Genomic DNA, 25,148 nt, shown 5'->3' with positions numbered 1-25,148 from the left:
GGCGGGCCGGCGAGAGCGCGCCGTCAGCCCTGGTCGGGGAACCGCACGAGCCCGGCCTGGACGGCGAGGCCGACGGAGGCGACCGCCATGAAACCGAGTCCGAGCAGCGAGGCGACGGTCGTCGATGCGATCACCGCGATGCCGCTGAGCCCGAGCAGCACCAGCGTCGCCCACCACGCCCATCGCTTGCGGGTGAGCCCGGTCGCGAGGGCTGCGGCGACGAGCAGCGCGAGCCGACCCCACAGGTCGAGCGGGGTGACGACGGGCGTCGTCGACGTCGACAGCAGCGCACCCACGAGGAGCAGGAGGGTCCACGTCGCGAACAGGCGCGCGCTGATCGGGCGGATCGGCACGGTTCGTGGCGGCCCGCCCGCCGGATGCTCGACCACGATGCGCCCGGCCGAACGCTCGTCGCTCGTTGCGGGACGGGCCTCGGAGAGCAGCCGGTAGGCGCGCGCGACCTCGATGAACCGCGCGCTCGCGTCGCGCACGTCGGCCTCCGGTGCGCCGACGAAGCGGTCGGGGTGCAACTCGCGCGCGAGGCGCCGGTAGGCGCGATCCAGGTCCGCCTGATCGGCGCCGGGCTCGACCCCGAGCACGCGCGCCGCCTCGTCCGGGGTCATGCTCCGCACCTCCCTCGTGAGCGGAGATCTCGGGCCCGGCACCCGGGCGTCGCCGCCCGTCGGGGGTGCGGATGCCGCGGGGTCGCCGTCACCTCGGCGGCGCCCCGCGGCATCCGCACCCGATCAGGAACCGGAGATCTGGCCCTGGGAGCCCCCGGTCTTCAGTGCGGCGAGGCGCGCCTCGACCTCGGTCAGCTCGCCGAGATCGTCGAGCTCGTTGAACTGCGCGTCGATGCTGGAGGCGGCGAGCTCGGCCTGCCCGCGCGCCTTCGCCTCCTCGCGACGCACCTTGTCCTCGAAGCGCCCGAGCTCGCTCGTCGGATCGAGGATGTCGATCGACTTCACCGCCTCGTGGACCTGCTGCTGCGCCGCGGCGGTCTTCGATCGCGCGATGAGCTCGCTGCGCTTGTTCTTCAGCTCGACGAGCTTCTGCTTCATGCCGTTCAGTCCGGCCTTCAGCTTCTCGACGACCTCGGTCTGCGCCGCGATCTGCGGCTCGGCCGCGCGCGCCTCGTTCTCGGAGGAGATCTGACGGCTCAGCGCGACCTTGGCGAGATTGTCGAACTTGTCGGCGCCCGCGGTGTCGCCGGTGGTGCGGAGCTGATCCGCCTTGCGGCTCGCGGCGAGCGCCTTGTCGCCCCACTCGCGCGCGGCGTTCACGTCCTCGCGGTGGTCGTCCTCGAGCAGGCGCAGGTTGCCGATGGTCTCGGCGATCGCGGCCTCCGCGTCGGCGATCGAGTTCGTGAAGTCGCGCACCATCTGGTCGAGCATGACCTCTGGGTCCTCGGCCTGGTCGATGAGCGCGTTGACGTTGGCTCGCAGCAGCTGCGAGATGCGTCCGAAGATGGACTGCTTGGTCATCGGTGTGTCCTTCCGTGTGGTGATCGAACTGGGTCGTACTGGTCGAAGCGGCGCGTCAGAAGCGGCCCCCGCTCCCGCGGCGCGAGCGCGTCGCGGATCCGCCGAAGCTCCCGGGCGCCCGTCGCCCGCCGCCGAACCCGCCCGACGGGCGGCCGGCGAATCCGCCGGGAGCGCCGCCGCCGAAGCCTCCGCTCCTTCGGCCGCCTCCGAGCATCGAGTCGATGAGGATGCCGCCGAGGACCGCGCCGAAGAGGTCGCCGCCGGTCGCGCCACGACCGGACGGTGCGCCGTACCCGCCCGGACCGACGGTGCCGCCGAACCCGCCGCCGAACCCGCCGACATCCTGCTGGGCGAGCGACATCGCCTCGCCGGCGAGCCGGTCGGCGCGCTGCGCCGCCGCGAGCGCACGGGCGGCGTCGGTCGCGGCGAGCGACTGCGCCTCGACCACGAGCCGGCCGGCCTCGGCGAGCCGCGTGCGCGCCTCGGCGCCGATCGCGCCCCGCCGCGCGACGAGGTAGTCCTCAGCGGCCTGCACGCGCGAGCGCGCGGCGAGCAGGGCGCGGTCGAGTTCGGTCCGTGCGCGCTGCGCCTCGACCGCGGCGTCGCGCGCGCCCTGGATCGCGGCGTCGATCTCGCGGTTGACCGCGTCGAGGCGTGCTGCGAGTTCGTGGGGGGAGCGCCCGGGCCGGCCGAGGTCGGCGCGCAGTGCGCTCGCCTCGGCCTCCACGCGGTCGGCGAGGGCGTCGAGGGCGGCGTCGGACATGCCGCGGGCCGTGCGGACGTCGGCGTCGAGGTCGTCGACCCCCGCGGCGACGGCGCGGTCGCCGTCGCCGAGGTCGGCCGCGAGCCGCTCGACCGCGGCCGCGAGCAGGCGGGCCTGGTCGGCTGCCTCCTCCGCCGCTCGGATGTCGACGGCGGCGGACCCGGCCTCCCCGCGCCCGATCGCCGCCGAGGCTTCGGCCGCGGAGTCGCGGGCGAACGCGATGCGCGCTCGCGCCTGCTCCGGGTTGTCGGCGACGGAGGCGAGCGCGGTGGCGCCGTACTGTGCGGAGAGGGCGTGCAGCCGCGCGGCGGCGGGACCGATCGCGGCCTCGGCGTCGCGGATCGCCTCCTCCACCCCGGCGAGGGCCTGCGGCGCGTTCTGCTCCAGCGCCCGCAGGGCGTCGAAGCGCTCGGCCTGCGCGTCCAGCAGCGCCTCCGCCTCCTCGGTCAGTCCGAGGATGCCGGCGTACCACTCGCGCTGCTGCGGCTCGGTGTCGGGTTCGTGGTCGTCGAGTCGCTGCTGGAGGGCGAACGCCTCCCGGACCTTCGAGGTCGCCGTGGCGAGCGCGGCGAGGAACTCGCCGGCAGCCTCCTCGCCGAAGGAGGCGACCGCGAAGCCCAGTTCCTCCTCGCTGGTCTTCATCGCGTCGTCTGCGGCGATGAGCGCGCCGCCGGCCCGACGTCGGAGCTCCTCGATCGGAACCTCCGGCGGCCCCTGTTCCGCCTCCACGCCGTTCCGGCTGCGTCTGCGGACGATGACGATCACCACCACGATCGCCGCCGCGACGACGAGCAGCACGATCCACAGCCAGCCCAGCCCGCCGCCGGACGCGCCGCCGCCACCGATCGCCTCGGCGCCGGCGATCGCGGCGGCCGCCCAGTCGCCGTCGCGCAGGTGGGGTTCGATGACCTGCACCGCGATGCGATCGACCTCCTCGGCCGACAGTGAGGCATCATCCGCGGCGGAGAGCTGGTAGGCCCTCCCGTCGATCGCGACTGCCAGCAGGTAGTCCTCGCTGCCCATGTTGTTGTCGTTCGCGGTCTCGGTGGCCCACGACCCCGCGTCGGCCGGATCGTCGAACTCGCCGACGTACGCCACGAACAGCTGGCGGCCGGTCTCGTCGGCCGCCTCCCGGATCGCCGCCTCGACCTCGGCCGTCTCGTCGGCCGTGAGCGCGCCGACCGTGTCGACGATCGGGCTCTCGCCGAACTCGACGGGCTGCTCGGCGTGCGCGATCGCGGGGGCCTGGAGCAGGATCGGGACCAACAGGACGGCGAACGCGATCGAACCCCTGCGAACCGACCGCATGCGACAGTGCCCTTCCCCTCGGAGCCGATGTGTGGAGTCTATTGGGGCGCTCCGACGGGCGTCCACGACTCCGGGCGGACGCTCAGCACCCCGCGACCGCGGCGGACACGGCCGGAGGTGGAGGGCATGGGCGTGGATACGGAACGAGCCCGGACCCTCAGCTGGCTGAGTGGACCGGGCTCTTCACGAACGTGCCCCCGGAGGGATTCGAACCCCCGACCTACGGTACCGGAAACCGGCGCTCTATCCCCTGAGCTACGGAGGCGCACAGCAGGAAACACTACCACCTGCGGCGGTCTCCGGGCGCACGTCGACGGGCCGACGGGGTCGTCAGTCGACGACGTTCGCGATGACGTCGGCGACGAGGCCCTGCGCGTCGCCGGGCTCGAACAGCACCGGCGATTCGATCACGATCCAGTACCCGTTCGAGAACACCTGGGCCTGCCCGACGCCGCCGGACTGGCGGAAAAAGCCCTCGACCTCGGGAGGCGTGCCGTACGTGGGCACGGGGTTGGACCGCATGGCGGCGTCGCCGACCTGGAGCTCGTACGCGTGCTCCGGGAGGGTGGCCACGCCGACCTCGATGATGTCGCCGCTCGTCTGGTTGCTCCATCCGCATGCCGTGCCGGACGCGGCGACCACGTCGGAGACGGTCGCGGCGGTGGGGGAGTAGTCGGGCGCGGTCCCGTAGTTGGGGTTGAACTCGTAGACCTGCTCGGCCGTGAGGATCGTGTCGCACGCGACCTCGAATGGGATCGGCTCCTCGGTGGGCTCGGGTTCCACGGTCGGCTCGGCGGGCGCCGTCGCGGTCGCCGTACCGCCGGCGGTCGGCGGTGCGGTCGTCTCGGACGGTGCGCCGGCGGGGTCGGTGCAGCCGGACAGGAGCAGCGCGAACGCCGACGCCCCGACGACGGCGAGCGTGACCGAGCGGAGGCGGGGGCGGGGGGCGTTCGGGCGCGGCATGCGGGAAACGATAGCAACGGGCGCCCGGTAGGATCTTCGAGTGACTCCCGCCGACCTCTCGCGTGCCCTGTACGACCTCGTCATCGCCCTGGTCGCGCGACGACGCGAGGCCGGTGCCGAGGTCGAGCTGAGCCTCGCTCCCGACGCCGTGACGCTCGAGCGACCGAAGCTCCGCGAGCACGGCGACTGGGCCTCCAGCATCGCGCTGCGCATCGCCAAGCCCCTCGGCGCGAACCCGCGCGAGATCGCGAGCGAACTCGCGGCCGGCCTCGCCGAGGTCGACGGCGTCGCGAGCGCCGAGGTCGCCGGCCCCGGCTTCATCAACATCCGGCTGGATGCCGCGGCCGCGGGCGCGCTCGCGAAGGTCATCGTCGACGCGGGCACGACGTACGGGCACGGCGACTCGCTCGCCGGGCGCGTGATCAACCTCGAGTTCGTCTCGGCGAACCCGACGGGCCCGCTGCACATCGGCCACACCCGGTGGGCCGCGCTCGGCGACTCGATCGGCCGAGTGCTCCGTGCCGCGGGCGCGACGGTCGCGAACGAGTACTACATCAACGACGCCGGCAACCAGATGGACAACTTCGGCGCATCGGTGATCGCGGCGGCGAAGGGCGAACCGACGCCCGAGAACGGCTACCCGGGCCGGTACGTCGCCGACCTCGCCGCCCGGGTGCTCGAGCGCGAGCCGCACCTGCTCGAGCTCGATCCCGAGGTCGCACTGCACACCGCGCGCGAGATCGCCTACGAGCTGCAGCTCGCCGAGATCCGCGCGTCGCTCGAGCGGTTCAACGTGCACTTCGACGTGTGGACGAGCGAGCGCGCGCTCCACGCGAAGGACGACGACGGAATCTCTGCCATCGACGCCGCGGTCGAGCGCCTCCGCGCGCAGGGCCACGTGTACGACGACGAGGGCGCGGTCTGGGTGCGCACCACCGACTTCGGCGACGACAAGGACCGCGTGATCCGCCGCGCCAACGGCGTCTACACCTACTTCGCCGCGGACGCCGCGTACTACCTCGACAAGGGCGACCGCGGGTTCGAGCACAAGGTCTACCTGCTCGGTGCCGACCACCACGGCTACGTGCACCGCCTGAAGGCGCTCGCCGGCGCGGCCGGCGACGATCCCGAGCGCGACATCGAGGTGCTCATCGGACAGCTCGTGTCGATCAACGGCGCGAAGCTCTCCAAGCGCGCGGGCAACATCATCGAGCTCGACGACCTGCAGGCCTGGCTCGGAACCGACGCGCTGCGCTACACGCTCGCGCGCTACCCGGCCGACTCGCCGCTCGCGATCGACCCGGAGCAGCTGCGCCGCCGCACGAACGACAACCCCGTCTTCTACGTGCAGTACGCGCACGCCCGCACGTCGGCCGTGGCACGCAACGCCCAGGCCTCCGGCGTCGATCGCTCGGCGTTCGCGCCGGAGCTGCTCGAGCACGAGACCGAGTCGGCGCTGCTCGGCGCGCTGCAGGAGTTCCCGCGCATCGTCGCGCAGGCCGCCGAGCTCCGCGAGCCGCACCGGATCGCGCGCTACATCGAGGAGCTCGCGGGCCTCTACCACCGCTGGTACGACAACTGCCGAGTGCTGCCGCTCGGCGACGAGCCGATCGGCGACCTGCACCGCACGCGCCTCTGGCTGAACGACGCGACCGGCCAGGTGATCCGCAACGGCCTCGACCTGCTCGGCGTGTCGGCGCCCGAGCGCATGTAGCCTCGCCCGCATGACCTCGCGCGACGCCGAGACCGTTCCCGTCGGGCCGATGGACGAAGCGGATGCCGCGCCGCGCCGGCACGACGACGGGAAGGCCGTCGTCGTCGTGCTCGTGCTGCTGGCGGTGGTGGCCGCGCTGCTCGTGCTCGTCGAGACCGTGGGTCGCGGCATCGCCGAGCGCAACGTCGCCGATTCGATCGAGCAGTCGCTGCCCGAGGGCGTCGAGGGCGAGGTGAGCGTCGACATCCGCGGGTTCTCGGCGCTCTGGCAGGCGATGACCGGCCGCATGGACGAGATGGTCGCGACGGCGCCCGAGCTCGACGTGTACGGCATCCCGGTCGACGTGACCGTGACGGCGCACGGCGTGCCGCTCGCCGAGGGCGCCACCCTCGAACGGGGCGAGGTCGAGGCGTCGATCGACGGCGACGCGGTCGACGAGATCGCCGCGTCGCAGGGGATCAGCGGCGGGCTGACGCTCGGCGACGGAACCGTGGCCTACGAGGACGAGACCACGTTCCTCGGCATCCCGATCGGCTTCTCGATCACGGCGGAGCCCGAGGCGGCGGGCGATCGCGTGCTCCTCCAGCCCGTCGCGGCCGACATCAACGCCGGCGGCGGGAGTTTCGACGCGTCCGGCCTCGTCGACCGCATCCTCGGCGGCGACCCGGTCCCGATCTGCGTGGCCGATCGCCTGCCCGAGGGCGTCGAGGTGTCCGGCATCGCCGTCGAGCCCGACCTCGTGACCGTGCGCCTCGAGGCGAGCGGGCTGCCGCTCGCCGAGGAGACCCTCGCGACCACGGGCACCTGCGGTTGATCCCGGCGGCCGCGGAGCGGCACGCCGAGCGATGAGCGTCGCCGGGAGTCGTCGCCGATTCGGCCGCCGCGCCGGGCGTCGGTAGACTCGCCCGTACGCCGCCCCACAAGGGCGGTCCGCACCGAGGCTTCAGGAACCGATCCGGGTTCGCTCGCCGTCCGAGCGATCCGTCGTTCCATCGTCCGTGAGGTTCCCCCGTGTCTTCCAGCGCATCCGTCCCCGCGCTGCGCGGCGCGCCCGCGGACCCGAACGCGCTCGACCCGAAGGTGTGGCCCGAGGGTGCGCATCGCGACGAGGCAGGGCGCCTCGTGGTCGGCGGCGTCGACGTCGAGACCCTGGCCGCACGCTTCGGCACTCCGCTCTACGTGGTCGACGAAGGGGTCGCGCGCTCGCGCGCGGCACGTACCCGCGCGGCCTTCGAACGGGCCGCGGCATCCGTGGGCACGTCGGTCACGGTCTACTACGCCGGCAAGGCGTTCCTCTCCGGCGCCGTCGTGCGTTGGATGACCGAGGAGGGCCTCGCGATCGACGTCGCGACGGGCGGCGAGTTCGCCGTCGCCCTCGCGGCGGGCGCCGACCCGGCCCGCATCGGCTTCCACGGCAACAACAAGTCGGTCCGCGAGATCGAACGCGCGGTGGCCGCGGGCGTCGGCACCATCATCATCGACAGCGAGGTCGAGGTGCGTCGAGTGGCGGATGCCGCGTCCCGCGCCGGTCGCGTGCAGCGCGTGCGTCTCCGCGTGAACTCGGGCGTGCACGCATCGACGCACGAGTTCCTCGCGACGGCGCACGAGGACCAGAAGTTCGGGATCGCGCTGCCGGACGCGGCGCGCGTGGTCGCAGACATCCGCTCGCACGACTCGCTCGACTTCGTCGGCCTGCACTGCCACATCGGATCGCAGATCTTCGACGCGGCGGGCTTCGCGGAATCGGCCGAGCGGCTGCTCGCCGTGCACGCCGAACTGTCGAGGGTCGCACCTGTGCCCGAGCTCAACCTCGGCGGCGGGTTCGGCATCGCGTACACCGAGGCCGACGAGCCCGCGCCGATCCAGGAGATCGCCGACGGGATCGCGGGCGCCGTCGCGCGTGCGAGCGAACGCTTCGGCGTGCCGGTCCCGCGACTGGCGTTCGAACCCGGCCGCTCGATCATCGGCCCCGCCGGCATCACGCTCTACACGGTCGGCACGGTCAAGCCCGTGCCGACCGACGACGGCTGGCGCCACTACGTCTCGGTCGACGGCGGCATGAGCGACAACATCCGCACCGCGATGTACGGCGCCGCCTACACGGCGCGTCTCGCGTCGCGCGTCTCCACCGAGCCGGCCTCGCTCGTGCGCGTCGTCGGCAAGCACTGCGAGTCCGGCGACATCGTCGTCGACCACGACTGGATCCCGCACGACGTCGCGCCCGGCGACCTCGTCGCGGTCGCCGCGACCGGCGCCTACTGCTGGTCGCTCGCCTCGAACTACAACCACGTGCCCCGACCGCCGGTCGTGGCCGTCTCCGGCGGCGCCGCGCGCGTGATCGTGCGCGGTGAGAGCGAGGAGGACCTCCTCGCTCGCGACGCCGGGCTCTCCGACCACGACGATGACGCACACGGAGTCACCGCATGATCGAATACCGTTCCATCCGCGTGGCGCTGCTCGGCGCCGGCTCGGTCGGCTCCCAGGTCGCCCGGCTGCTGCTCGAGCAGGGCGACGAACTCGCCAACCGCATCGGCGCGAGGATCGAGCTCGTCGGCATCGCCGTCCGCGACGTCGACGCCCAGCGCGACGTCGCACTGCCCCGCGAGCTCCTCACGACCGACGCCGAGTCGCTGATCCTCGGCGCCGACATCGTGATCGAGCTCATGGGCGGTCTCGAACCGGCGCGGACGCTGATCCTCAAGGCGATCTCGTCGGGCGCCGACGTCGTCTCGGGCAACAAGGCGCTGCTGGCCACGCACGGACCCGAGCTCTTCGCCGCCGCCCAGCAGGTCGGTGCGCAGCTGTCGTACGAGGCCGCCGTCGGCGGCGCCATCCCGATCATCCGGCCCCTCCGCGACAGCCTCGCGGGCGACCGCATCGACCGGATCCTCGGCATCGTCAACGGCACGACGAACTTCATCCTCGATCGCATGGACACGACGGGCGCCTCGCTCGAGGACGCCCTCGCGACCGCGACGGAGCTCGGGTACGCGGAGGCCGACCCGACGGCCGACATCGGGGGCTACGACGCCGCGCAGAAGGCCGCGATCCTCGCGAGCCTCGCCTTCCACACGAGCGTGCCCGTCGACGCGGTGCACCGTGAGGGCATCACGGGCGTCACGGCCGCGCAGGTCGAATCGGCCAAGCGAGCGGGCTACGTCGTGAAGCTCCTCGCGATCTGCGAGCGCCTCGCCGACCCCGAGACGGGAGAAGAGGGGGTGTCGGCCCGGGTCTACCCGGCGATGGTGCACCGGAGCCATCCGCTCGCCGCCGTGCACGGCGCCAACAACGCCGTCTTCGTCGAGGCCGCAGCGGCGGGCCCGCTCATGTTCTACGGTGCGGGCGCCGGTGGCGTGCAGACGGCCTCGGCCGTGCTGGGTGACCTGGTGGCGATCGCCCGCCGCCACGTGCTGGGCGGGCCGGGCACGGCGGAGTCGACGCACGCCGAGCTGCCCGTGCTCGAGATCGGCCGCATCACGACCCGCTACGCCATCACCATCGAGGCCGCCGACCAGCCGGGCGTGCTCGCCACGATCGCGCACGTGTTCGCCGACCACGGCGTCTCGGTCGGCGAGCTCGAGCAGACCATCAACGACGAGAACGGCCGGGCTACGCTGGTGATCGGCACCCACGAGGCGCGTGAGTCCGCGCTCGCCGAGACGGTGCGCGCGCTCGCCGACAGCCCTGTCGTGACCTCGGTCGCATCCGTCATCCGAGTCGAAGGAGCAGAGTGAACCACCAGGCAACGAAGGCGCCGTCGCGCCAGTGGCGCGGCGTCATCCGGGAGTACGCCGACCGCCTCGACGTGACCGACGCGACCCCCGTCGTCACCCTCGGCGAGGGCGGCACGCCGCTCCTGCCCGCGCCCGCGCTCTCGCGCCGCACCGGCGCCGACGTGTGGGTGAAGTTCGAGGGCATGAACCCGACCGGTTCGTTCAAGGACCGCGGCATGACCATGGCCGTGACCAAGGCCGTCGAGCGCGGCGCGGAGGTCGTCATCTGCGCCTCGACCGGCAACACCTCGGCGTCGGCCGCGGCCTACGCGACGCACGCGGGCATCAAGGCCGCGGTGCTCGTGCCCGAGGGCAAGATCGCGATGGGCAAGCTCAGCCAGGCGATCGCCCACGACGCGCAGCTCATCCAGATCCAGGGCAACTTCGACGACTGCCTCGACATCGCGCGCGACCTCGCCGAGAACTACCCGGTGCATCTCGTCAACTCGGTCAACAACGACCGCATCGAGGGCCAGAAGACCGCCGCGTTCGAGGTCGTCGAGGTGCTCGGGGATGCGCCCGACCTGCACTTCATCCCGGTCGGCAACGCCGGCAACTACACCGCCTACACGCGCGGATACCGCGAGGACATCGAGGCGGGCAACGCCACGAAGCTGCCGCGCATGTTCGGCTTCCAGGCCGCCGGCTCCGCGCCGCTCGTGCTCGGCGAGCCGGTGCGCAACCCCGAGACCATCGCGAGCGCCATCCGCATCGGCAACCCCGCCTCGTGGCATCTGGCGCTCGAGGCGCGCGACCTCACGGACGGCTACTTCGGCGCCATCGAGGACGAGAAGATCCTCGAGGCGCAGCGCATCCTCTCGGCCGAGGTCGGCATCTTCGTCGAGCCGGCGTCGGCGATCAGCGTCGCGGGCCTGCTCGAACGTGCGGAGGCGGGTCAGGTGCCCGCCGGGGCGAGGGTCGTGCTGACCGTCACCGGCCACGGACTCAAGGACCCGCAGTGGGCGCTCCGTCGCCCCGACGGATCCGAGGTCGCACCCACGGTCGTCCCCGCAGACGTGGCGCACGTCGCAGAGGTGCTGGGGCTCGGCGCATGAGCGCGGCCGCCTCGGCGGCGACGCCCGCGACGGCGAGCGCCGACGCCCTCCTCGGGCGGAAGGTCCATGTCAAGGTCCCTGCGACCTCGGCGAACCTCGGCCCGGGGTTCGACACGCTCGGCCTCGCACTCGCGCGGTACGACGAGCTCGAGGTCGAGGTCGTCGGGGCAGGGCTCGAGATCGAGGTCCACGGCGTGGGCAAGGGCGAGGTACCGCTCGACGACTCGCACCTCGTCGTGCGCGCGATGGCGCACACGTTCGCGCGGTACGGTCGCGACCTCCCGCCGATCAGGCTCGTGGCACACAACTCGATCCCGCACGGTCGTGGTCTCGGCTCGTCGGGCGCGGCGATCGTCGCGGGGGTCATGGCGGCGAAGGGGTTGCTCGAGCCCGAGGTCGAGATCTCGCCCGACGGGCTGCTCGAGCTCGCGACCGAGCTCGAGGGGCACCCCGACAATGTCGCGCCGGCGCTCTTCGGAGGCCTCACGATCGCGTGGGTCACCCCCGACGGACCTCGCCACAAGAAGCTCATGGTGCATCGCGGCGTCTCGCCACTCGTGCTCGTGCCCGAGCACGAGATGTCGACCGCCCTCGCCCGCAGCCTCCAGCCGCAGTCGGTTCCCCACGAGGACGCGGTGTTCAACGTCTCGCGGTCGGCGCTCCTCGTCGCGGCGCTGATCCAGAGCCCGGAGCTGCTGCTCGCCGCAACGGAGGACAAGCTCCACCAGAGCTACCGCGCCGAGGCGATGCCCGAGACCGATCGGCTCATCCGGCGCCTGCGCGAGGCGGGCCATCCCGCCGTCGTCTCGGGGGCCGGGCCGTCGATCCTGGTGCTCGCGAGCGATCCGAGCGAGCGAGCGGATGCCGCGCGCGTCGTCGAGGAGACGGCGGACACCGTCTGGCAGGCCCTCCCGCTCGCGGTCGACTTCCTCGGGGCGACGGTGACTCCGGCCGACGACGACTGAACAGCGCCGCGGCGGGAACGTCGTCGGGACGCGTCCCCGACGGCGTGGCGCGTGGTCCGAGCGCCATCCGCCGGGTGGTAGACTGAAGCCCGCACCCGGCAGGCGCTGCACCACTCGCGTTCTCGCCGTTCGGTGCGATTCCCGGCATCTCATGCTTTCGCCATCGCGCAGATCTGCGCCTCGTGCGCACGTCTTCGACGTGGCGCGACCAGCTCTCCTCGGCCAACCCCAAACGCCTGGCCAGGGGAAAGGAATATCCCAGTGACCAACGGAACCGACCACGCCGAGCGCGTGGACGCCGCTCGCCTGTCGACCATGAAGGTCGCCGAACTCCAGGAGCTCGCGTCCTCGCTCGGCATCGCCGGCGCGTCGAAGCGCCGAAAAGGAGAACTCGTGGAGTTGATCTCCGCCCACACCGACGGCGCCGCGGCCGCCCCGGCCGACGACGTCGTCGCGCCGACCGACGCGCGGCCCGCGGAGGCCGAGGCATCCGCCCCCGCCGCCGAGGCGCCTGCGGCCGAAGCGCCCGCCGCCGAGGCCCCGGCCGCCGAGGCCCCGGCCGAGCCGGTCCGTCGCGGCCGCCAGCCTCGTCGCGCGACGAGCGCCACGGCCGCCGCGGCCCACGCCAACGCCGGTACGACGGGCGTCGAGCTCGTTCCCGCCGACGCGACGGGCGAGGAGGCCCGAGCGGGCTCCGCCCCCTCCGCCGACGACGCCCGAGAGGCCGCACGGGCCGCGGTGCGCGAGCAGCTCGCCGCGGCGACCGCAGGCGGACGCCAGGGCGAGGCCGCCGACGGCCAGGAGGAGGGCGACGGCACGGCCGAGGCGCCCGCGCAGGAGCAGCGCCAGGGCCGCAGCCGCAACCGCGGTCGCCGCGGCGGAGCCGACCGCGGCGAGGGCCAGAAGGGCGAGCAGGCGCAGGGCGGCCGTCGTGCCGACGAGCAGGCCGAGGGCGACAAGGGCCGCCAGGGCGGCGACGCCGACAAGGGCCGCCAGGGCGAATCCGACAAGGGTCGCCAGGGCGGCGACGCCGACAAGGGCAAGTCGGACCAGCAGCAGGGCGGCCGGGGCCAGCAGGGCCGAGGCGACCAGCAGCCCGCCGACGGTGAGGGCGGAGGTCGCCGCAACCGCTACCGCGACCGCAAGCGCCGCGGGCAGGGCCAGGGCGACGAGGTCGAGCCCGAGATCCTCGACGACGACGTACTCATCCCGATCGCCGGCATCCTCGACGTGCTCGACAACTACGCGTTCGTGCGGACGACGGGCTACCTGCCCGGCCCGAGCGACGTGTACGTCTCGCTCGGACAGGTGAAGAAGTACCACCTGCGAAAGGGCGACGCGGTGGTCGGCTCGATCAAGCAGCCGCGCGAGGGCGAGGGCAGCAGCCGCCAGAAGTACAACGCGCTCGTCAAGATCGACACGGTCAACGGCCAGACCGCCGACGAGGCCGCCGCCCGCGTCGACTTCCAGAAGCTCACGCCGCTCTATCCGCAGGACCGCCTGCGCCTCGAGACCGAGCCGACGAAGCTGACCCAGCGCATCATCGACCTCGTGGCCCCGATCGGCAAGGGCCAGCGCGGCCTCATCGTCGCCCCGCCCAAGGCGGGCAAGACGATCGTGCTGCAGCAGATCGCGAACGCGATCGCGATCAACAACCCAGAGGTCCACCTCATGGTCGTGCTCGTCGACGAGCGCCCCGAAGAGGTCACCGACATGCAGCGCACGGTGAAGGGCGAGGTCATCGCCTCGACCTTCGACCGTCCTGCGGAAGACCACACGACGGTCGCCGAGCTCGCGATCGAGCGTGCCAAGCGCCTGGTCGAGCTCGGTCACGACGTCGTCGTGCTGCTCGACTCGATCACTCGCCTCGGCCGCGCCTACAACCTGGCGGCGCCGGCCTCCGGCCGCGTGCTCTCGGGCGGCGTCGACGCGTCGGCGCTCTACCCGCCGAAGCGATTCTTCGGCGCGGCGCGCAACATCGAGAACGGCGGCTCGCTGACGATCCTCGCCACCGCGCTCGTCGAGACCGGTTCGAAGATGGACGAGGTGATCTTCGAGGAGTTCAAGGGCACCGGCAACTCCGAGCTGCGACTGTCGCGCCACCTCGCCGACAAGCGGATCTTCCCCGCGGTCGACGTGAACGCGTCCTCGACGCGTCGCGAGGAGATGCTGCTCTCGCCCGACGAGGTGAAGATCACCTGGAAGCTCCGTCGTGCGCTCGCGGGCCTCGAGCCGCAGCAGGCCCTCGAGGCCGTCCTCGGACGACTCCGCGAGACGCAGTCGAACACCGAGTTCCTGCTCCTGATGCAGAAGTCGGCGCCGGTCGGCGGAAACGGGAACGGCCACGGCCACGGCCACGAGTCCGACCACCGCTGATCGATGTTCGAGTCGGTCCAGGCACTGATCGCCGAGCACGCCGCCCTCCAGGAGGAGCTGGCGGACCCGGCGCTGCACGCCGACGCCGCGCGCGCGAAGAAGGTCAACCGGCGCTACGCCGAGCTCAGCCGCATCGTCGCCGCGAACGACGCCTGGCGGCAGGCGCAGGAGGACCTCGAGGCGGCGCGTGAGCTCGCCAAGGAGGACGCCGCGTTCGCCGAGGAGGTCCCCGGATTGGAGGAGCACCTCGCCGAGTCGCAGGAGAAGCTGCGGCGGCTCCTCATCCCACGCGACCCCGACGACGGCCGCGACGTGATCATGGAGATCAAGGGCGGCGAGGGCGGCGCCGAGAGCGCCCTCTTCGCTGCCGACCTGCTGCGCATGTACATCCAGTACGCGCAGTCGAAGGGCTGGAAGACGGAGCTCCTCGAGCGCGACGAGTCCGATCTCGGCGGGTACAAGAACGTGCAGGTCGCGATCAAGTCGAACGCGTCCGATCCGTCGCAGGGCGTGTGGGCGCACCTGAAGTACGAGGGCGGCGTGCACCGCGTCCAGCGCGTGCCGGTCACCGAGACGCAGGGGCGCATCCACACGTCGACCACCGGCGTGCTCGTCTTCCCCGAGGTCGACGAGCCCGAAGAGGTCGAGATCAATCAGAACGACCTGAAGATCGACGTCTACCGCTCGAGCGGACCCGGCGGTCAGTCGGTGAACACGACGGACTCGGCCGTGCGCATCACGCACGTACCGACCGGCATCGTCGTGGCCATGCAGAACGAGAAGTCGCAGTTGCAGAACCGCGAGGCGGCGATGCGCGTCCTCCGGGCGCGCCTGCTCGCACGTCAGCAGGAGGAGCTCGCGGCGGCGGCGTCCGACGCGCGCAAGTCGCAGATCCGGTCGATGGACCGCTCCGAGCGCATCCGCACGTACAACTTCCCGGAGAACCGCATCGCCGACCACCGCACGGGGTACAAGGCCTACAACCTCGACCAGGTCATGAACGGCGCACTCGAGCCGATCATCGAGTCGGCGATCACCGCCGACGAGGAGGCCCGGCTCGCCGACCTCGGCGACCAGTGACCGACATCGCGATCCGCGAATTCGCCGACGGCGACTGGCCGGCGGTGCTCGCGATCATCGACGAGGTGGTGCGCGAGGGCGAGACCTACGCCTACCCGACGCCGCTGCCGCCGGACGAGGCGCGCGCGCTCTGGGTCGAGGTGCCGCCCGGGCTGACGGTCGTCGCCGAGGTCGACGGGCGCGTCGTGGGCACCGCGAAGATGGGTCCGAACCGACCGGGGCCGGGCGATCACATCGGGACGGCGTCGTTCATGGTCGCGAGCGATGCGCGCGGGGCGGGGGTCGGGCGTCGCCTGGCCGACTGGGTCGTCGACTGGCATCGGCGCGAGGGCTACGAGGGAATCCAGTTCAACGCCGTCGTCGCGTCGAACGCGCCGGCCGTCCGGCTGTGGCGGTCGGTCGGGTTCGAGATCGTCGGAACCGTTCCGGGGGCGTTCCGCTCGCCGCGACACGGTCAAGTCGGGCTGCACGTCATGTTCCTGCCGCTCTGACCGGGCGATGAGGGCGGATGCCGCGGCATCCGCCTCGTCGACTCAGATGTGGAAGTCGACGTGCCAGTCGTGCATGCCGCGCGCCGCATCCGCCGTCGCCGGTGAGAGCGGCTTCGCGACCGCCGGGATGCCGACGAGCAACGAGTGCGGGGGAGCGCCCCGCGTGACGACGGCGTTCGCGCCGATCGCGCTGCCGGCGCCGATCTCGATGTCGCCGAGCACCTTGGCCCCCGCGCCGACCGTCACGCCGTCACCGAGGGTGGGATGGCGCTTCGCCCCGCGGGGCGCGCCTCGCGGCGCCTTCCCCCCGAGGGTGACGCCGTGGTAGAGCATCACGTCGTCGCCGACCACCGCGGTCTCGCCGATCACGACGCCCATGCCGTGGTCGATGAAGAACCGGCGACCGATCGTCGCGCCCGGGTGGATCTCGATGCCGGTGAGGAAGCGCGTGAGCTGCGACAGGACGCGCGCGGGAAGTCGCAGCGCGCGCACCTGCCACATGCGGTGGGCGAGCCGGTACGACCAGATCGCGTGGAGCCCGGAGTAGGCAAGGACGATCTCGAGCCGATTGCGCGCGGCGGGGTCGTGGGAACGAGCTGTCGCGACGTCTTCCCTGAGGCGGCCGAGGATTCCCACTCGTCAAGTCAACCAGATCGCCCCGGGCGTCTAGTCGAGCAGGCCCTCGTAGAGCACCGTCGAGAGGTAGCGCTCGCCGTAGCTGGCGAGGATCACGACGATGGTCTTGCCGGCGTTCTCGGGGCGCTTGGCGAGCTGGGTCGCCGCGTGCACGGTCGCGCCCGACGAGATGCCGCCGAGGATGCCCTCCTCCACGCCGAGCCGGCGTGCGACCGCGACGGCCTGGTCGATGTTCACGTCGATGATCTCGTCGTACACGTCGCGGTCGAGGATCGCGGGCACGAAGTTCGCGCCGATGCCCTGGATCTTGTGCGGGCCCGGCTGCCCGCCGTTCAGGATCGGCGACTCGAGCGGCTCGACGCCGACGATCTGCACCTCGGGCTTGCGCTCCTTGAGCACCTGGCCGACGCCGGAGAGCGTGCCGCCCGTGCCGATGCCGGAGACGAAGATGTCGACGCCGCCGTCGGTGTCGTTCCACACCTCTTCGGCAGTGGTGCGGCGGTGGATGTCGACGTTCGCCTGGTTCTCGAACTGGCGCGCGAGCACGGCGCCGGGGGTCTCGGCGGCGATCTGCTCGGCGCGGGCGACGGCGCCCTTCATGCCCTCGGAGCCCGGAGTGAGGACGAGCTCCGCACCATAGGCGCGCAGCAGTGCGCGGCGCTCCTTCGACATGGTCTCGGGCATCGCGATGACCACCCGGTAGCCGCGCGCGGCGCCGATCATCGCGAGCGCGATGCCGGTGTTGCCGCTCGTGCCCTCGACGATCGTGCCGCCGGGCTTCAGCGAGCCGTCGGCCGCGGCGGCGTCGACGATGCCGATGCCGAGGCGGTCCTTGACACTGGCCGAGGGGTTGTAGAACTCGAGCTTGGCGAGCACGGTGGCGCCCGCGCCATCCGTCACGCGGTTGAGCTTCACGAGCGGGGTGCGCCCGAAGACGTCGGTGATGTTCTCGTAGACCTGGGCCATGATCTCGTTCCCTCTCGTGACGCGGCGTGGTGCCGCGCACCAGCATACGGAGGGCGGGTGCGCGCCGGGAGTGGGTTACATTCCATTGCGTGAATGCGACGCCCGACGAGCCCGACGCCCGCCCACTGCGCGAGGTTCGCGACGAGACCGTCCGGGCGCTGCAGGCGGCCGGGATCGCCGATGCCGAGGTCGACGCCGACCTGCTGCTCGGTCACGTGCTCGGGCTCTCCCGGGGCGGTGTGCACGCCCGCCTCGTGATCGGCGACCGCCTGTCGGCGACGGATGCCGCGGCGCTCGACCTCCTCGTCGCCCGCCGCGCGCGGCGCGAGCCGCTGCAGCACCTGACCGGACGCGCCGCGTTCCGTTCGCTCGAACTCGCGGTGGGCCCGGGCGTCTTCGTGCCGCGGCCGGAGACCGAGCTGTTGGCACAGCTCGCGATCGACGCGCTGCGTGCCGCGGCCGAACCCGAGCCGATCGGACTCGACCTCGGGTCGGGCAGCGGCGCGGTCGCGCTGTCGATGGCCACCGAGGTGCCGCACGCACGGGTCTGGGCCGTCGAGAACTCGCCGGAGGCGTTCCCGTGGACCCGGCGCAACGTCGACGAGGTCGCCGCGCCCAACCTCGAGCTCGTCTTCGGCGACCTGGGCGAGGCGCTGCCCGAGCTCGAGGGCCGCGTCGCGGTGGTCGCGTCGAACCCGCCGTACATCCCCGACGACGCGATCCCGCGCGACCCCGAGGTGCGCCTCCACGACCCGGAGCACGCCCTCTACGGCGGGCCCGACGGGCTCGACGTCGTGCGCGTCCTGTCGCACCGCGCGCTCGACCTGCTGCACCCGGGCGGTGCGCTGCTGATCGAGCATGGCGAGACGCAGTCGGCCGAGATCGCCGCGATCCTGAAGGGCGACGGATGGCACGCCGTCGCGCACCACACCGACCTCACGGGGCGCGACCGGGTGACGACCGCGCGCCGCTGATCCCGCGGCATCCGCCCCCTCAGTCGACCGAGTGCCGCGCGCGCGCCTCGCGGACGGCCTGGCGCTCGAGCCTGCGGGCGTCCCGTAGGCGCTTCTCGGCGTCGCGCACCGACTTCCTCGCCTCCCGGACGCGCTTGTCGGCGGTGACCTCGGGCGTCTCGCGCGACGGGGGCGAGGGAGCGGGCCGCTCGTCGCCGCCCGCGCGCCGCGCGATGTACTCCGCGACGCCGTCGAGCACCCGCTCGAGGCCGAAGGCGAACGGATCCTCGCCCTCGCGGAACACGCCGGCGTCCACGGCGCGACGCAGCGCCGGGAACTCCTCGGCGGTGACGAAGGCGTCGAGCACCGCCGAACGGCCGTCGTCGATCGCCTGGGGGTCGATCCCGGCGTCGCCCGCGGCGACCTCGTACGAGCGCTCGATGGTCGACTGCCAGCGGAGCTGGCCGGTGACGAGCAGGATGATCGCCACGCGCTCGTCCTCGTCGAGCGGCGCGGCCGAGAGGGCATCGAGCATCGCGTCCATCCAGGCGAGGTTGTTCGGCGTGATCGGCGTGCCCTGGATGGGGATGTCGAGGAGCCAGGGGTGCGCTCGGTGCACATCCACCTGAGCGCGGCCGAGCGCGCGGAGCCGTTCGCGCCAGTCGGCGTCGTCGAGCCCGGGCTCGGGCTCGGGCGGGAGCCCGATCCCCTGCTCCTGCATGAGCACGAGCAGGTCGTCCTTCGCGGTGACGTACCGATAGAGCGACATCGTCGTGTAGCCGAGCGACTGGGCGACCCGGCTCATCGAGACGGCGGCGAGGCCCTCCGCGTCGGCGATCTCCACGGCCGCGTCGACGATGCGCTCGATGCTCATCTCGCGCTTCGGCCCGCGCTGCGGGTTCGCGGCGACGCCCCACGCGAGGGCGACGCCGCGCGGCAGTTCCGGCTCGACGGCGTTCTCGGGAGCCATCCGTCTCCAATCGATGCGAGATGCTTGCGACCAGCATAGAACTGTGTATTACTTAAACGGCTGTGGATGGCATACACAGTTTACCTTGCACACCGGAAGGGCGCAGCCATGACCATCGCGATCGAAACGCACGGGATCGCCAAGCGGTTCCGCGGCGTGGAGGTCCTGCGGGACCTCGACCTCGCGGTCGCCGCCGGCAGCGTGTTCGGCCTCCTGGGGCCGAACGGCGCCGGCAAGACCACGACCATCGACATCCTCACCACGCTCCTCCGGCCCGACGCCGGGACGGCGACCGTCGCGGGCGCCGACGTGCGAGGCGACCCCGACGGCGTCCGGGCGCGGATCAGCCTGACCGGCCAGTCCGCCGCCGTCGACGACGTGCTCACCGGGCGCGAGAACCTCGTCATGCTCGCGCGGCTCTCGGGGCTCGGGCGCCGGGCAGCCCGGGCGAGAGCCGACGAACTGCTCGAGCGCTTCGACCTGGCCGGGTCCGCTTCGCGGCGGGTCGCCGCCTACTCCGGCGGCATGCGGCGCCGGCTCGACCTCGCCCTCAGCCTCGTCGTCCCGGCGCAGGTCATCTTCCTCGACGAGCCGACGACCGGGCTCGACACCCGCAGCCGCCAGGAGCTCTGGCGCGTCATCCGCGAAGTCGCCGACGCCGGGGCGACCGTGTTCCTCACCACGCAGTACCTGGAGGAGGCCGACCGGCTCGCCGACCGCATCGCCGTGCTCGACCGCGGCCGGATCGCCGCCGAGGGCACCGCGTCGGAGCTCAAGGCGAGAGTCGGCGGGGAGGTGGTCGAGCTCCTCGGCCCCGACGACGACGTGCTCGCCGAGCTGCCGACCGACGGCACCGTCCACGGGCTGCGCGCCGCGGTGGACGAGCTCGACCGGATCTCGGAGTCCACCCGCGGCGGCACGCGCGTCGCCATCCGTCGGCCGAGCCTCGACGACGTCTTCCTCGCCATCACCTCGCACCCGGCCGCGCCTGCGCACCGGGCGGACCTCATCGGAACGAAGGGCTGGACATGACCGCGCTCATCGATGCCGCGACGGGAGCGGTCGCCGCGCCCTTGCCGCAGGCGCCCCGGACGCGACCCCGCGGGCTCACCGCCGAGGCGGTCTTCATCGGCCGCAGCGTCACGCACTCGCTCCGCGACGCGGAGGCGCTGCTCATGGCCGTGCTGCTGCCGACCCTGCTCATGCTGCTGTTCACCTTCGTGTTCGGCGGCGCGCTCGACCCGTCCGGTGGCTACGTCGACTACGTCGTCCCCGGCATCATCCTGCTCTGCGCGGGGTTCGGCGCGAGTTCGACCGCGCTCTACGTCGCGCGCGACATGACCACGGGCGTCATCGACCGCTTCCGCACCATGCCCCTGCGCGCGAGTGCGGTGCTGACGGGGCACGTCGTCGCGAGCGTGCTGCGGAACCTCTTCGCCACGGGCGTCGTGATCGCCGTGGCACTCCTCGTCGGGTTCCGCCCGTCGGCGACGCCGGTCGAATGGCTCGCCGCGATCGCACTCATCGCGCTCTACATCCTCGCCATCACTTCCCTGTTCGCCGCGATCGGCCTCGCCGCGTCGAGTCCCGACGCGGCGAACGCCTACGGCTTCATCCTGCTGTTCCTGCCGTACCTCTCGAGCGCCTTCGTGCCGGTCGACACGCTCCCGGGCTGGCTCGCGTGGTTCGCCGAGCACCAACCCATCACGCCGATCATCGAGACGATCCGGAGCCTGCTCACCGGCACGACGATGGGCGATGCGGCCTGGTGGGCGGTCGCCTGGTGCGTCCTGTTCATCGTCATCGCGGCGATATGGGGCAGTCGGCTCTTCCGTCGCCGGGCGGTCCGGCGCTGAGCGTCGGTCATCGAGCCTGAACGGATGCCGCGGGGCCGACCCGCCCCGCGGCATCCGACACGCCCAGACTCGAGGGGCCCGTCACGTCTAGAATCGAGCGGTCATGACACTCATCCACGACTGCTCCGTCGAGTCCGAGCTCCTCGCCGGCATGCGCCTGGCCCGTCGCGCCATCGGCAGCGGCGAGCTCGTCGTCATCCCCACCGACACCGTCTACGGCGTGGCCGCCGATGCGTTCAGCGCCACCGCCGTCCAGCGCCTGCTCGATGCGAAGGGGCGCGAGCGCACCTCGCCGCCGCCCGTGCTCGTGCCGGGCATCCCGACCCTCGACGCCCTCGCGGCCGAGGTCCCGGATGCCGTACGGTCCCTCGTCGCGGAGTTCTGGCCGGGTGGCCTGACCGTGATCCTGCGTGCGCAGCCGTCGCTGCACTGGGACCTCGGCGAGACGCGGGGCACGGTCGCGCTGCGCATGCCCGACCATCGCATCGCGCTCGAGCTGCTCTCCGAGACCGGGCCGCTGGCGGTGTCGTCGGCGAACCTCTCGGGCATGCCGTCCGCCACCACGGCCGGCGAGGCCGCCGACATGCTCGGCGATCGGGTCTCGGTCTACCTCGACGGCGGTGCCGCGGGCACCGGCTACGAGGCGATCGGGGAGCGGCCCGGCGACACGTCGTCCACGATCGTGGACGCGACGGGGCTCGCCGCCGACGGAACGGGGATGCTCCGCATCGTGCGTGCCGGGGTGATCTCGCGCGAGCGGATCGCGGCGGTCGTGGGGGAGGAGCTGCTCGCCCCCGTCGACGGCGCGGCGCCCGCAGCGGCCGCCGATGGTGCCGAGGCCGAGGCCGAGGCCGAGGCCGCGGGCGACGCCGACCCGGCAGCGGCCGACGGCGAAGACCCCGAGGCATCCGTCGCCGCCGCCCCGACCTCGACCGAGCGGACGGATCCCGCCGCGTCATGACCCTGTTCGTGCTGCTCGCGCTCGTCACCGCGGTCGTGACGTTCGCCGGCTCGCTGGTGGTCTGGAAGCTGAGCCTGAAGTACCGGCTCTACCCGAAGATCCGCGAGCGCGACGTGCACACGCGGCCGACGCCGCGGCTGGGCGGCATCGCGATGTTCGTCGGCATCCTCGTCGGCTTCGCCGCGGCGGCCTGGATCTCCTCACTCGGCATCGCGCGCTTCGCGAACCTGCAGATCGTGTTCCAGGACCCGTTCCAGGTGCTCGCGATCCTGCTCGCGGCCGGGCTCATCGTGGCGATCGGCGTGGCCGACGACATCTGGGACCTCGACTGGCTCACGAAGCTCGCCGGCCAGTTCATCGCCGCCGGCGTCATCGCCTGGCAGGGCGTGTCGATCGTGTCGCTGCCCATCGGCGGGCCCGACGGCGGCATCACGGTGGGTTCCTCGTGGATGAGCGCGACCGTGACCGTGTTCACGATCGTCCTCGTGATGAACGCGATCAACTTCATCGACGGTCTCGACGGGCTCGTGGCGGGCGTCGCCCTCATCTCGAGCGGCGTCTTCTTCCTCTACTCCTACCTGCTGGTGCAGCAGACCTCCCCGACGAACTACTTCAACCTCGCGTCGCTGCTCGCCGTGGTGGTGGTGGGGGCCTGCGCCGGCTTCCTGCCGCTCAACTGGCACCGGGCGAAGCTCTTCATGGGCGACGCGGGGGCGCTGCTCGTGGGCCTGCTCATGGCGACCTCCGCGATCGCCGTCACCGGCCAGGTGGACCCTTCGCAGCTCGGCACCGATGAGCTGATCCCGGCCTTCATCCCGATCATCATCCCGTTCGCGGTGCTGCTCATCCCGCTGCTCGATTTCGGTCTCGCGGTCGTGCGCCGCCTCAGGGCCGGCAAGTCGCCCTTCGCCGCCGACCGGAAGCACCTCCACCACCGCCTCCTCGACATGGGTCACTCGCACCTGCACGCGGTGCTCATCTTCTACGGCTGGACCGCGGTCGCCTCGTTCGGGTGCCTCCTCGCCTTCGTCCTCCCCGTCTACTTCGGGATCGACTCCGGCTGGGCGTTCCTCTTCATCGGCATCGGGTTCGTGGTCCTCGCCGCACTCACGCTGGCACCGCTCGGTCGGCGCAAGCGCCAGACCGTGGCAGCCGAAGCGGATGCCGCGGGCGCGCCGTCCGCGTCCGGTCTCGATGAACTCGCCGCCCCCTCGTCCGAGACCGACCCGGCTCCCGGACCCGTCAACGATCGCCCGATCTCGGGCGAGCACCCCACAGGAGCCCGATGAGCACCGCACCTCGCGACCCCGCCGACCGCACGCCGACCTCGAATCCGGTGCTGCGCCGTGCCCTCGTCTGGGGGGCGGCCATCGCCGGCGGAATCGCCGTCGTGGGCGGCATCCTCGGCTTCGCGTTCGCCGGCACCGAAGGGCTCGTGAGCGCCCTGCTCGGAACGCTCCTCGCCGTCGTGTTCATGGGAATCACCGGGGCGAGCATCCTGCTCGCCAACCGCTTCGCCGGGTCCGACCTCTTCGTCGGCGCCTTCTTCGGCATCGTGCTGGGCGGGTGGCTCGTGAAGTTCATCGTGTTCATCGTGCTCGTGGTGCTGCTGCGCGGCGTCGACTGGCTCGACCCGGTGGTGCTGTTCCTGTCGATCGTCGCGGGTGTGATCGGGTCGTTGGTGGTCGACGTCCTCGTCGTCGCGCGCTCCAGGCTGCCCTACGCGAGCGACACGCAGCTGCCCCCGCCGCCCACCGACGACTGAACCACGACGCCGCCCCACGGGGCGGCGTTCGTGTCTCCGAGGGCATGGCATGCGCCGAGCGGCATGCTGCCCGGTCCGCGGCCACTTCTACAGCGTGTGGCGATTCGGCGGAGCGCCGAAGTCTTGCTACAGTAGGGGCGATCCCCCACGGTTCCGCCCTGCTCCGGCATGGGCACCGGACCGTTTCCATGTTCGTCGACGCGAGAGCTCCGCTCCACGCCCCGAAACAGGAGATAGCGCTGCTAGCTAACGCTGTGAACCTGCTGGTTCCGACTGCAACCGATGATGGTGAGTTCCACGGGCCGTCGATCGAGGAGTTCTTCCCCGGCCCGCTCCTGTTCGAGGACACGGCCTTCGAGATCAACCGCATCATGCTGGTGCGCTTCATCGCGGTCGCCGCGCTGCTCCTGGTCTTCTGGCTGGGTACGCGAAGCATGCGCGTCGTCCCCGGTCGATTCCAGAGCATCGTCGAGATGGGCCTCGACTTCATCCGCGTCGGCGTCGCCGACGACCTGCTCGGCAAGAAGGACGGCAAGCGGTTCCTGCCGATCCTCACGTCGATCTTCTTCATGGTGCTGTTCATGAACATCACCGGCATCATCCCGGGCCTGAACATCGCCGGTACGTCCGTGATCGGCGTCCCGCTCGTGCTCGCGATCGTGTCGTACGTCACGTTCATCTACGCCGGCATCAAGCAGAGCCCCAAGAACTTCTTCAAGAACTCGCTCTTCCCCTCGGGCGTGCCGTGGCCGGTGTACATCATCGTCACGCCGATCGAGCTCATCTCGACGTTCGTCATCCGCCCCGTCACGCTGACGCTGCGACTCATGATGAACATGATCGTCGGCCACCTCCTGCTCGTGCTGTTCTTCGCGGCCACGCAGTTCTTCATCTTCACCCTCGGCGGCTGGTACACCCTGCTCGGCGTCGGCACGTTGGCCTTCGGCTTCGTGTTCACGCTGTTCGAGATCCTCGTCGCCGTCCTGCAGGCCTACGTCTTCACGCTCCTCACCGCGGTCTACATCCAGCTCGCGGTGGCGGAGGAGCACTGAGCCAGGGCACCCGCCCG

At 72.1% G+C, this 25,148-nt stretch carries 23 protein-coding genes and 1 tRNA gene; 16 read left to right on the top strand and 8 right to left on the bottom strand.

Annotated elements, in window-relative coordinates; all coding sequences use genetic code 11:
* Nucleotides 1-23: 23 nt before the first annotated feature.
* From ACIQH8_RS01300 to ACIQH8_RS01280, 5 genes are all read right to left on the bottom strand, one after another.
* Complete coding sequence (locus tag ACIQH8_RS01300) at nt 24-623, bottom strand: DnaJ family molecular chaperone (protein ID WP_400993810.1); 600 nt, start codon at nt 621-623, stop codon at nt 24-26.
* A 123-nt stretch (nt 624-746) separates the two neighbouring features.
* Nucleotides 747-1,484, bottom strand: coding sequence for a PspA/IM30 family protein (locus tag ACIQH8_RS01295; protein WP_400993808.1), 738 nt, complete (start codon nt 1,482-1,484; stop codon nt 747-749).
* A gap of 55 nt (nt 1,485-1,539) precedes the next feature.
* Nucleotides 1,540-3,555, bottom strand: coding sequence for a TPM domain-containing protein (locus ACIQH8_RS01290; RefSeq protein ID WP_400993806.1), 2,016 nt, complete (start codon nt 3,553-3,555; stop codon nt 1,540-1,542).
* A 192-nt stretch (nt 3,556-3,747) separates the two neighbouring features.
* A tRNA-Arg gene (locus ACIQH8_RS01285) sits at nt 3,748-3,820 on the bottom strand.
* Between the two features lie 65 nt (nt 3,821-3,885).
* Nucleotides 3,886-4,518, bottom strand: a complete 633-nt coding sequence (locus ACIQH8_RS01280) for an iron ABC transporter ATP-binding protein (RefSeq protein WP_400993804.1) — start codon at nt 4,516-4,518, stop codon at nt 3,886-3,888.
* 40 nt (nt 4,519-4,558) lie between these two features.
* On the opposite strand from ACIQH8_RS01280, the gene ACIQH8_RS01275 reads away from it, so the two are divergent.
* From ACIQH8_RS01275 to ACIQH8_RS01235, 9 genes are all read left to right on the top strand, one after another.
* A complete protein-coding gene (locus tag ACIQH8_RS01275; RefSeq protein ID WP_400993801.1) occupies nt 4,559-6,232 on the top strand; it encodes an arginine--tRNA ligase in 1,674 nt (557 codons plus the stop codon).
* 10 nt (nt 6,233-6,242) lie between these two features.
* Nucleotides 6,243-7,046: a DUF2993 domain-containing protein gene (locus ACIQH8_RS01270; protein WP_400993799.1), complete on the top strand. Its 804-nt coding sequence runs from the start codon at nt 6,243-6,245 to the stop codon at nt 7,044-7,046.
* A gap of 197 nt (nt 7,047-7,243) precedes the next feature.
* Complete coding sequence (lysA, locus tag ACIQH8_RS01265; protein ID WP_400993796.1) at nt 7,244-8,659, top strand: diaminopimelate decarboxylase; 1,416 nt, start codon at nt 7,244-7,246, stop codon at nt 8,657-8,659.
* A complete protein-coding gene (locus ACIQH8_RS01260; RefSeq protein ID WP_400993793.1) occupies nt 8,656-9,966 on the top strand; it encodes a homoserine dehydrogenase in 1,311 nt (436 codons plus the stop codon). The genes lysA and ACIQH8_RS01260 overlap by 4 nt, the downstream gene beginning before the upstream one ends.
* Nucleotides 9,963-11,060: a threonine synthase gene (thrC, locus tag ACIQH8_RS01255; protein WP_400993791.1), complete on the top strand. Its 1,098-nt coding sequence runs from the start codon at nt 9,963-9,965 to the stop codon at nt 11,058-11,060. Before ACIQH8_RS01260 ends, thrC begins: the two co-directional genes overlap by 4 nt.
* Nucleotides 11,057-12,025, top strand: a complete 969-nt coding sequence (thrB, locus tag ACIQH8_RS01250) for a homoserine kinase (RefSeq protein ID WP_400993789.1) — start codon at nt 11,057-11,059, stop codon at nt 12,023-12,025. The genes thrC and thrB overlap by 4 nt, the downstream gene beginning before the upstream one ends.
* 261 nt (nt 12,026-12,286) lie before the next feature.
* Nucleotides 12,287-14,401 carry a transcription termination factor Rho gene (gene rho / locus ACIQH8_RS01245; RefSeq protein WP_400993787.1) on the top strand — a complete coding sequence of 705 codons (2,115 nt, stop codon included), beginning with the start codon at nt 12,287-12,289 and terminating at the stop codon, nt 14,399-14,401.
* Nucleotides 14,402-14,404: 3 nt separating this feature from the next.
* Nucleotides 14,405-15,481 (top strand): peptide chain release factor 1, encoded by a 1,077-nt coding sequence (gene prfA / locus ACIQH8_RS01240; RefSeq protein WP_400993785.1) that lies wholly within the window; start codon nt 14,405-14,407, stop codon nt 15,479-15,481.
* Nucleotides 15,478-15,972 (top strand): GNAT family N-acetyltransferase, encoded by a 495-nt coding sequence (locus tag ACIQH8_RS01235; RefSeq protein WP_400993783.1) that lies wholly within the window; start codon nt 15,478-15,480, stop codon nt 15,970-15,972. The genes prfA and ACIQH8_RS01235 overlap by 4 nt, the downstream gene beginning before the upstream one ends.
* Before the next feature lie 42 nt (nt 15,973-16,014).
* Here ACIQH8_RS01235 and epsC read toward each other — a convergent pair whose 3' ends face one another.
* A complete protein-coding gene (gene epsC / locus ACIQH8_RS01230) occupies nt 16,015-16,608 on the bottom strand; it encodes a serine O-acetyltransferase EpsC (RefSeq protein ID WP_400993781.1) in 594 nt (197 codons plus the stop codon).
* Between the two features lie 30 nt (nt 16,609-16,638).
* A complete protein-coding gene (gene cysK, locus ACIQH8_RS01225) occupies nt 16,639-17,574 on the bottom strand; it encodes a cysteine synthase A (RefSeq protein WP_400993779.1) in 936 nt (311 codons plus the stop codon).
* Nucleotides 17,575-17,663: 89 nt separating this feature from the next.
* Here cysK and prmC point away from each other — a divergent pair, with 89 nt between their 5' ends.
* Nucleotides 17,664-18,548, top strand: a complete 885-nt coding sequence (prmC, locus tag ACIQH8_RS01220) for a peptide chain release factor N(5)-glutamine methyltransferase (RefSeq protein ID WP_400993777.1) — start codon at nt 17,664-17,666, stop codon at nt 18,546-18,548.
* 19 nt (nt 18,549-18,567) lie between these two features.
* Here prmC and ACIQH8_RS01215 read toward each other — a convergent pair whose 3' ends face one another.
* A complete protein-coding gene (locus ACIQH8_RS01215; protein ID WP_400993774.1) occupies nt 18,568-19,497 on the bottom strand; it encodes a TetR/AcrR family transcriptional regulator in 930 nt (309 codons plus the stop codon).
* Nucleotides 19,498-19,605: 108 nt separating this feature from the next.
* On the opposite strand from ACIQH8_RS01215, the gene ACIQH8_RS01210 reads away from it, so the two are divergent.
* From ACIQH8_RS01210 to atpB, 6 genes are all read left to right on the top strand, one after another.
* Nucleotides 19,606-20,529 carry an ATP-binding cassette domain-containing protein gene (locus ACIQH8_RS01210; protein ID WP_400993772.1) on the top strand — a complete coding sequence of 308 codons (924 nt, stop codon included), beginning with the start codon at nt 19,606-19,608 and terminating at the stop codon, nt 20,527-20,529.
* Entirely contained in the window at nt 20,526-21,353 is an 828-nt protein-coding gene (locus ACIQH8_RS01205; protein ID WP_400993769.1) for an ABC transporter permease, read from the top strand. Before ACIQH8_RS01210 ends, ACIQH8_RS01205 begins: the two co-directional genes overlap by 4 nt.
* Before the next feature lie 103 nt (nt 21,354-21,456).
* Nucleotides 21,457-22,314, top strand: coding sequence for an L-threonylcarbamoyladenylate synthase (locus tag ACIQH8_RS01200; protein ID WP_400993767.1), 858 nt, complete (start codon nt 21,457-21,459; stop codon nt 22,312-22,314).
* A complete protein-coding gene (locus ACIQH8_RS01195; protein WP_400993764.1) occupies nt 22,311-23,603 on the top strand; it encodes an MraY family glycosyltransferase in 1,293 nt (430 codons plus the stop codon). The genes ACIQH8_RS01200 and ACIQH8_RS01195 overlap by 4 nt, the downstream gene beginning before the upstream one ends.
* Complete coding sequence (locus ACIQH8_RS01190; RefSeq protein ID WP_400993762.1) at nt 23,600-24,079, top strand: hypothetical protein; 480 nt, start codon at nt 23,600-23,602, stop codon at nt 24,077-24,079. The genes ACIQH8_RS01195 and ACIQH8_RS01190 overlap by 4 nt, the downstream gene beginning before the upstream one ends.
* Nucleotides 24,080-24,333: 254 nt before the next feature.
* Entirely contained in the window at nt 24,334-25,131 is a 798-nt protein-coding gene (atpB, locus tag ACIQH8_RS01185) for a F0F1 ATP synthase subunit A (protein WP_400993760.1), read from the top strand.
* The last annotated feature ends 17 nt before the right edge of the window (nt 25,132-25,148 follow it).

Origin of the sequence: Agromyces sp. GXQ0307 (assembly GCF_044769845.1) — a bacterium.
In the GTDB taxonomy this organism is placed as follows: Bacteria; Actinomycetota; Actinomycetes; order Actinomycetales; family Microbacteriaceae; genus Agromyces.
Note: the sequence above shows the minus strand (reverse complement) of the source record. Positions and strands in the feature narration are given on the sequence as shown.

Excerpts from the sequence above, each read along its gene's own strand:
- ACIQH8_RS01300 (WP_400993810.1), bottom strand. The coding sequence starts at position 623 with ATGACCCCGGACGAGGCGGCGCGCGTGCTCGGGGTCGAGCCCGGCGCC.
- ACIQH8_RS01295 (WP_400993808.1), bottom strand. The coding sequence starts at position 1,484 with ATGACCAAGCAGTCCATCTTCGGACGCATCTCGCAGCTGCTGCGAGCC.
- ACIQH8_RS01290 (WP_400993806.1), bottom strand. The coding sequence starts at position 3,555 with ATGCGGTCGGTTCGCAGGGGTTCGATCGCGTTCGCCGTCCTGTTGGTC.
- ACIQH8_RS01280 (WP_400993804.1), bottom strand. The coding sequence starts at position 4,518 with ATGCCGCGCCCGAACGCCCCCCGCCCCCGCCTCCGCTCGGTCACGCTC.
- ACIQH8_RS01270 (WP_400993799.1), top strand. The coding sequence starts at position 6,243 with ATGACCTCGCGCGACGCCGAGACCGTTCCCGTCGGGCCGATGGACGAA.
- ACIQH8_RS01260 (WP_400993793.1), top strand. The coding sequence starts at position 8,656 with ATGATCGAATACCGTTCCATCCGCGTGGCGCTGCTCGGCGCCGGCTCG.
- thrB (WP_400993789.1), top strand. The coding sequence starts at position 11,057 with ATGAGCGCGGCCGCCTCGGCGGCGACGCCCGCGACGGCGAGCGCCGAC.
- prfA (WP_400993785.1), top strand. The coding sequence starts at position 14,405 with ATGTTCGAGTCGGTCCAGGCACTGATCGCCGAGCACGCCGCCCTCCAG.
- cysK (WP_400993779.1), bottom strand. The coding sequence starts at position 17,574 with ATGGCCCAGGTCTACGAGAACATCACCGACGTCTTCGGGCGCACCCCG.
- ACIQH8_RS01215 (WP_400993774.1), bottom strand. The coding sequence starts at position 19,497 with ATGGCTCCCGAGAACGCCGTCGAGCCGGAACTGCCGCGCGGCGTCGCC.
- ACIQH8_RS01210 (WP_400993772.1), top strand. The coding sequence starts at position 19,606 with ATGACCATCGCGATCGAAACGCACGGGATCGCCAAGCGGTTCCGCGGC.
- ACIQH8_RS01205 (WP_400993769.1), top strand. The coding sequence starts at position 20,526 with ATGACCGCGCTCATCGATGCCGCGACGGGAGCGGTCGCCGCGCCCTTG.
- ACIQH8_RS01200 (WP_400993767.1), top strand. The coding sequence starts at position 21,457 with ATGACACTCATCCACGACTGCTCCGTCGAGTCCGAGCTCCTCGCCGGC.
- ACIQH8_RS01195 (WP_400993764.1), top strand. The coding sequence starts at position 22,311 with ATGACCCTGTTCGTGCTGCTCGCGCTCGTCACCGCGGTCGTGACGTTC.
- ACIQH8_RS01190 (WP_400993762.1), top strand. The coding sequence starts at position 23,600 with ATGAGCACCGCACCTCGCGACCCCGCCGACCGCACGCCGACCTCGAAT.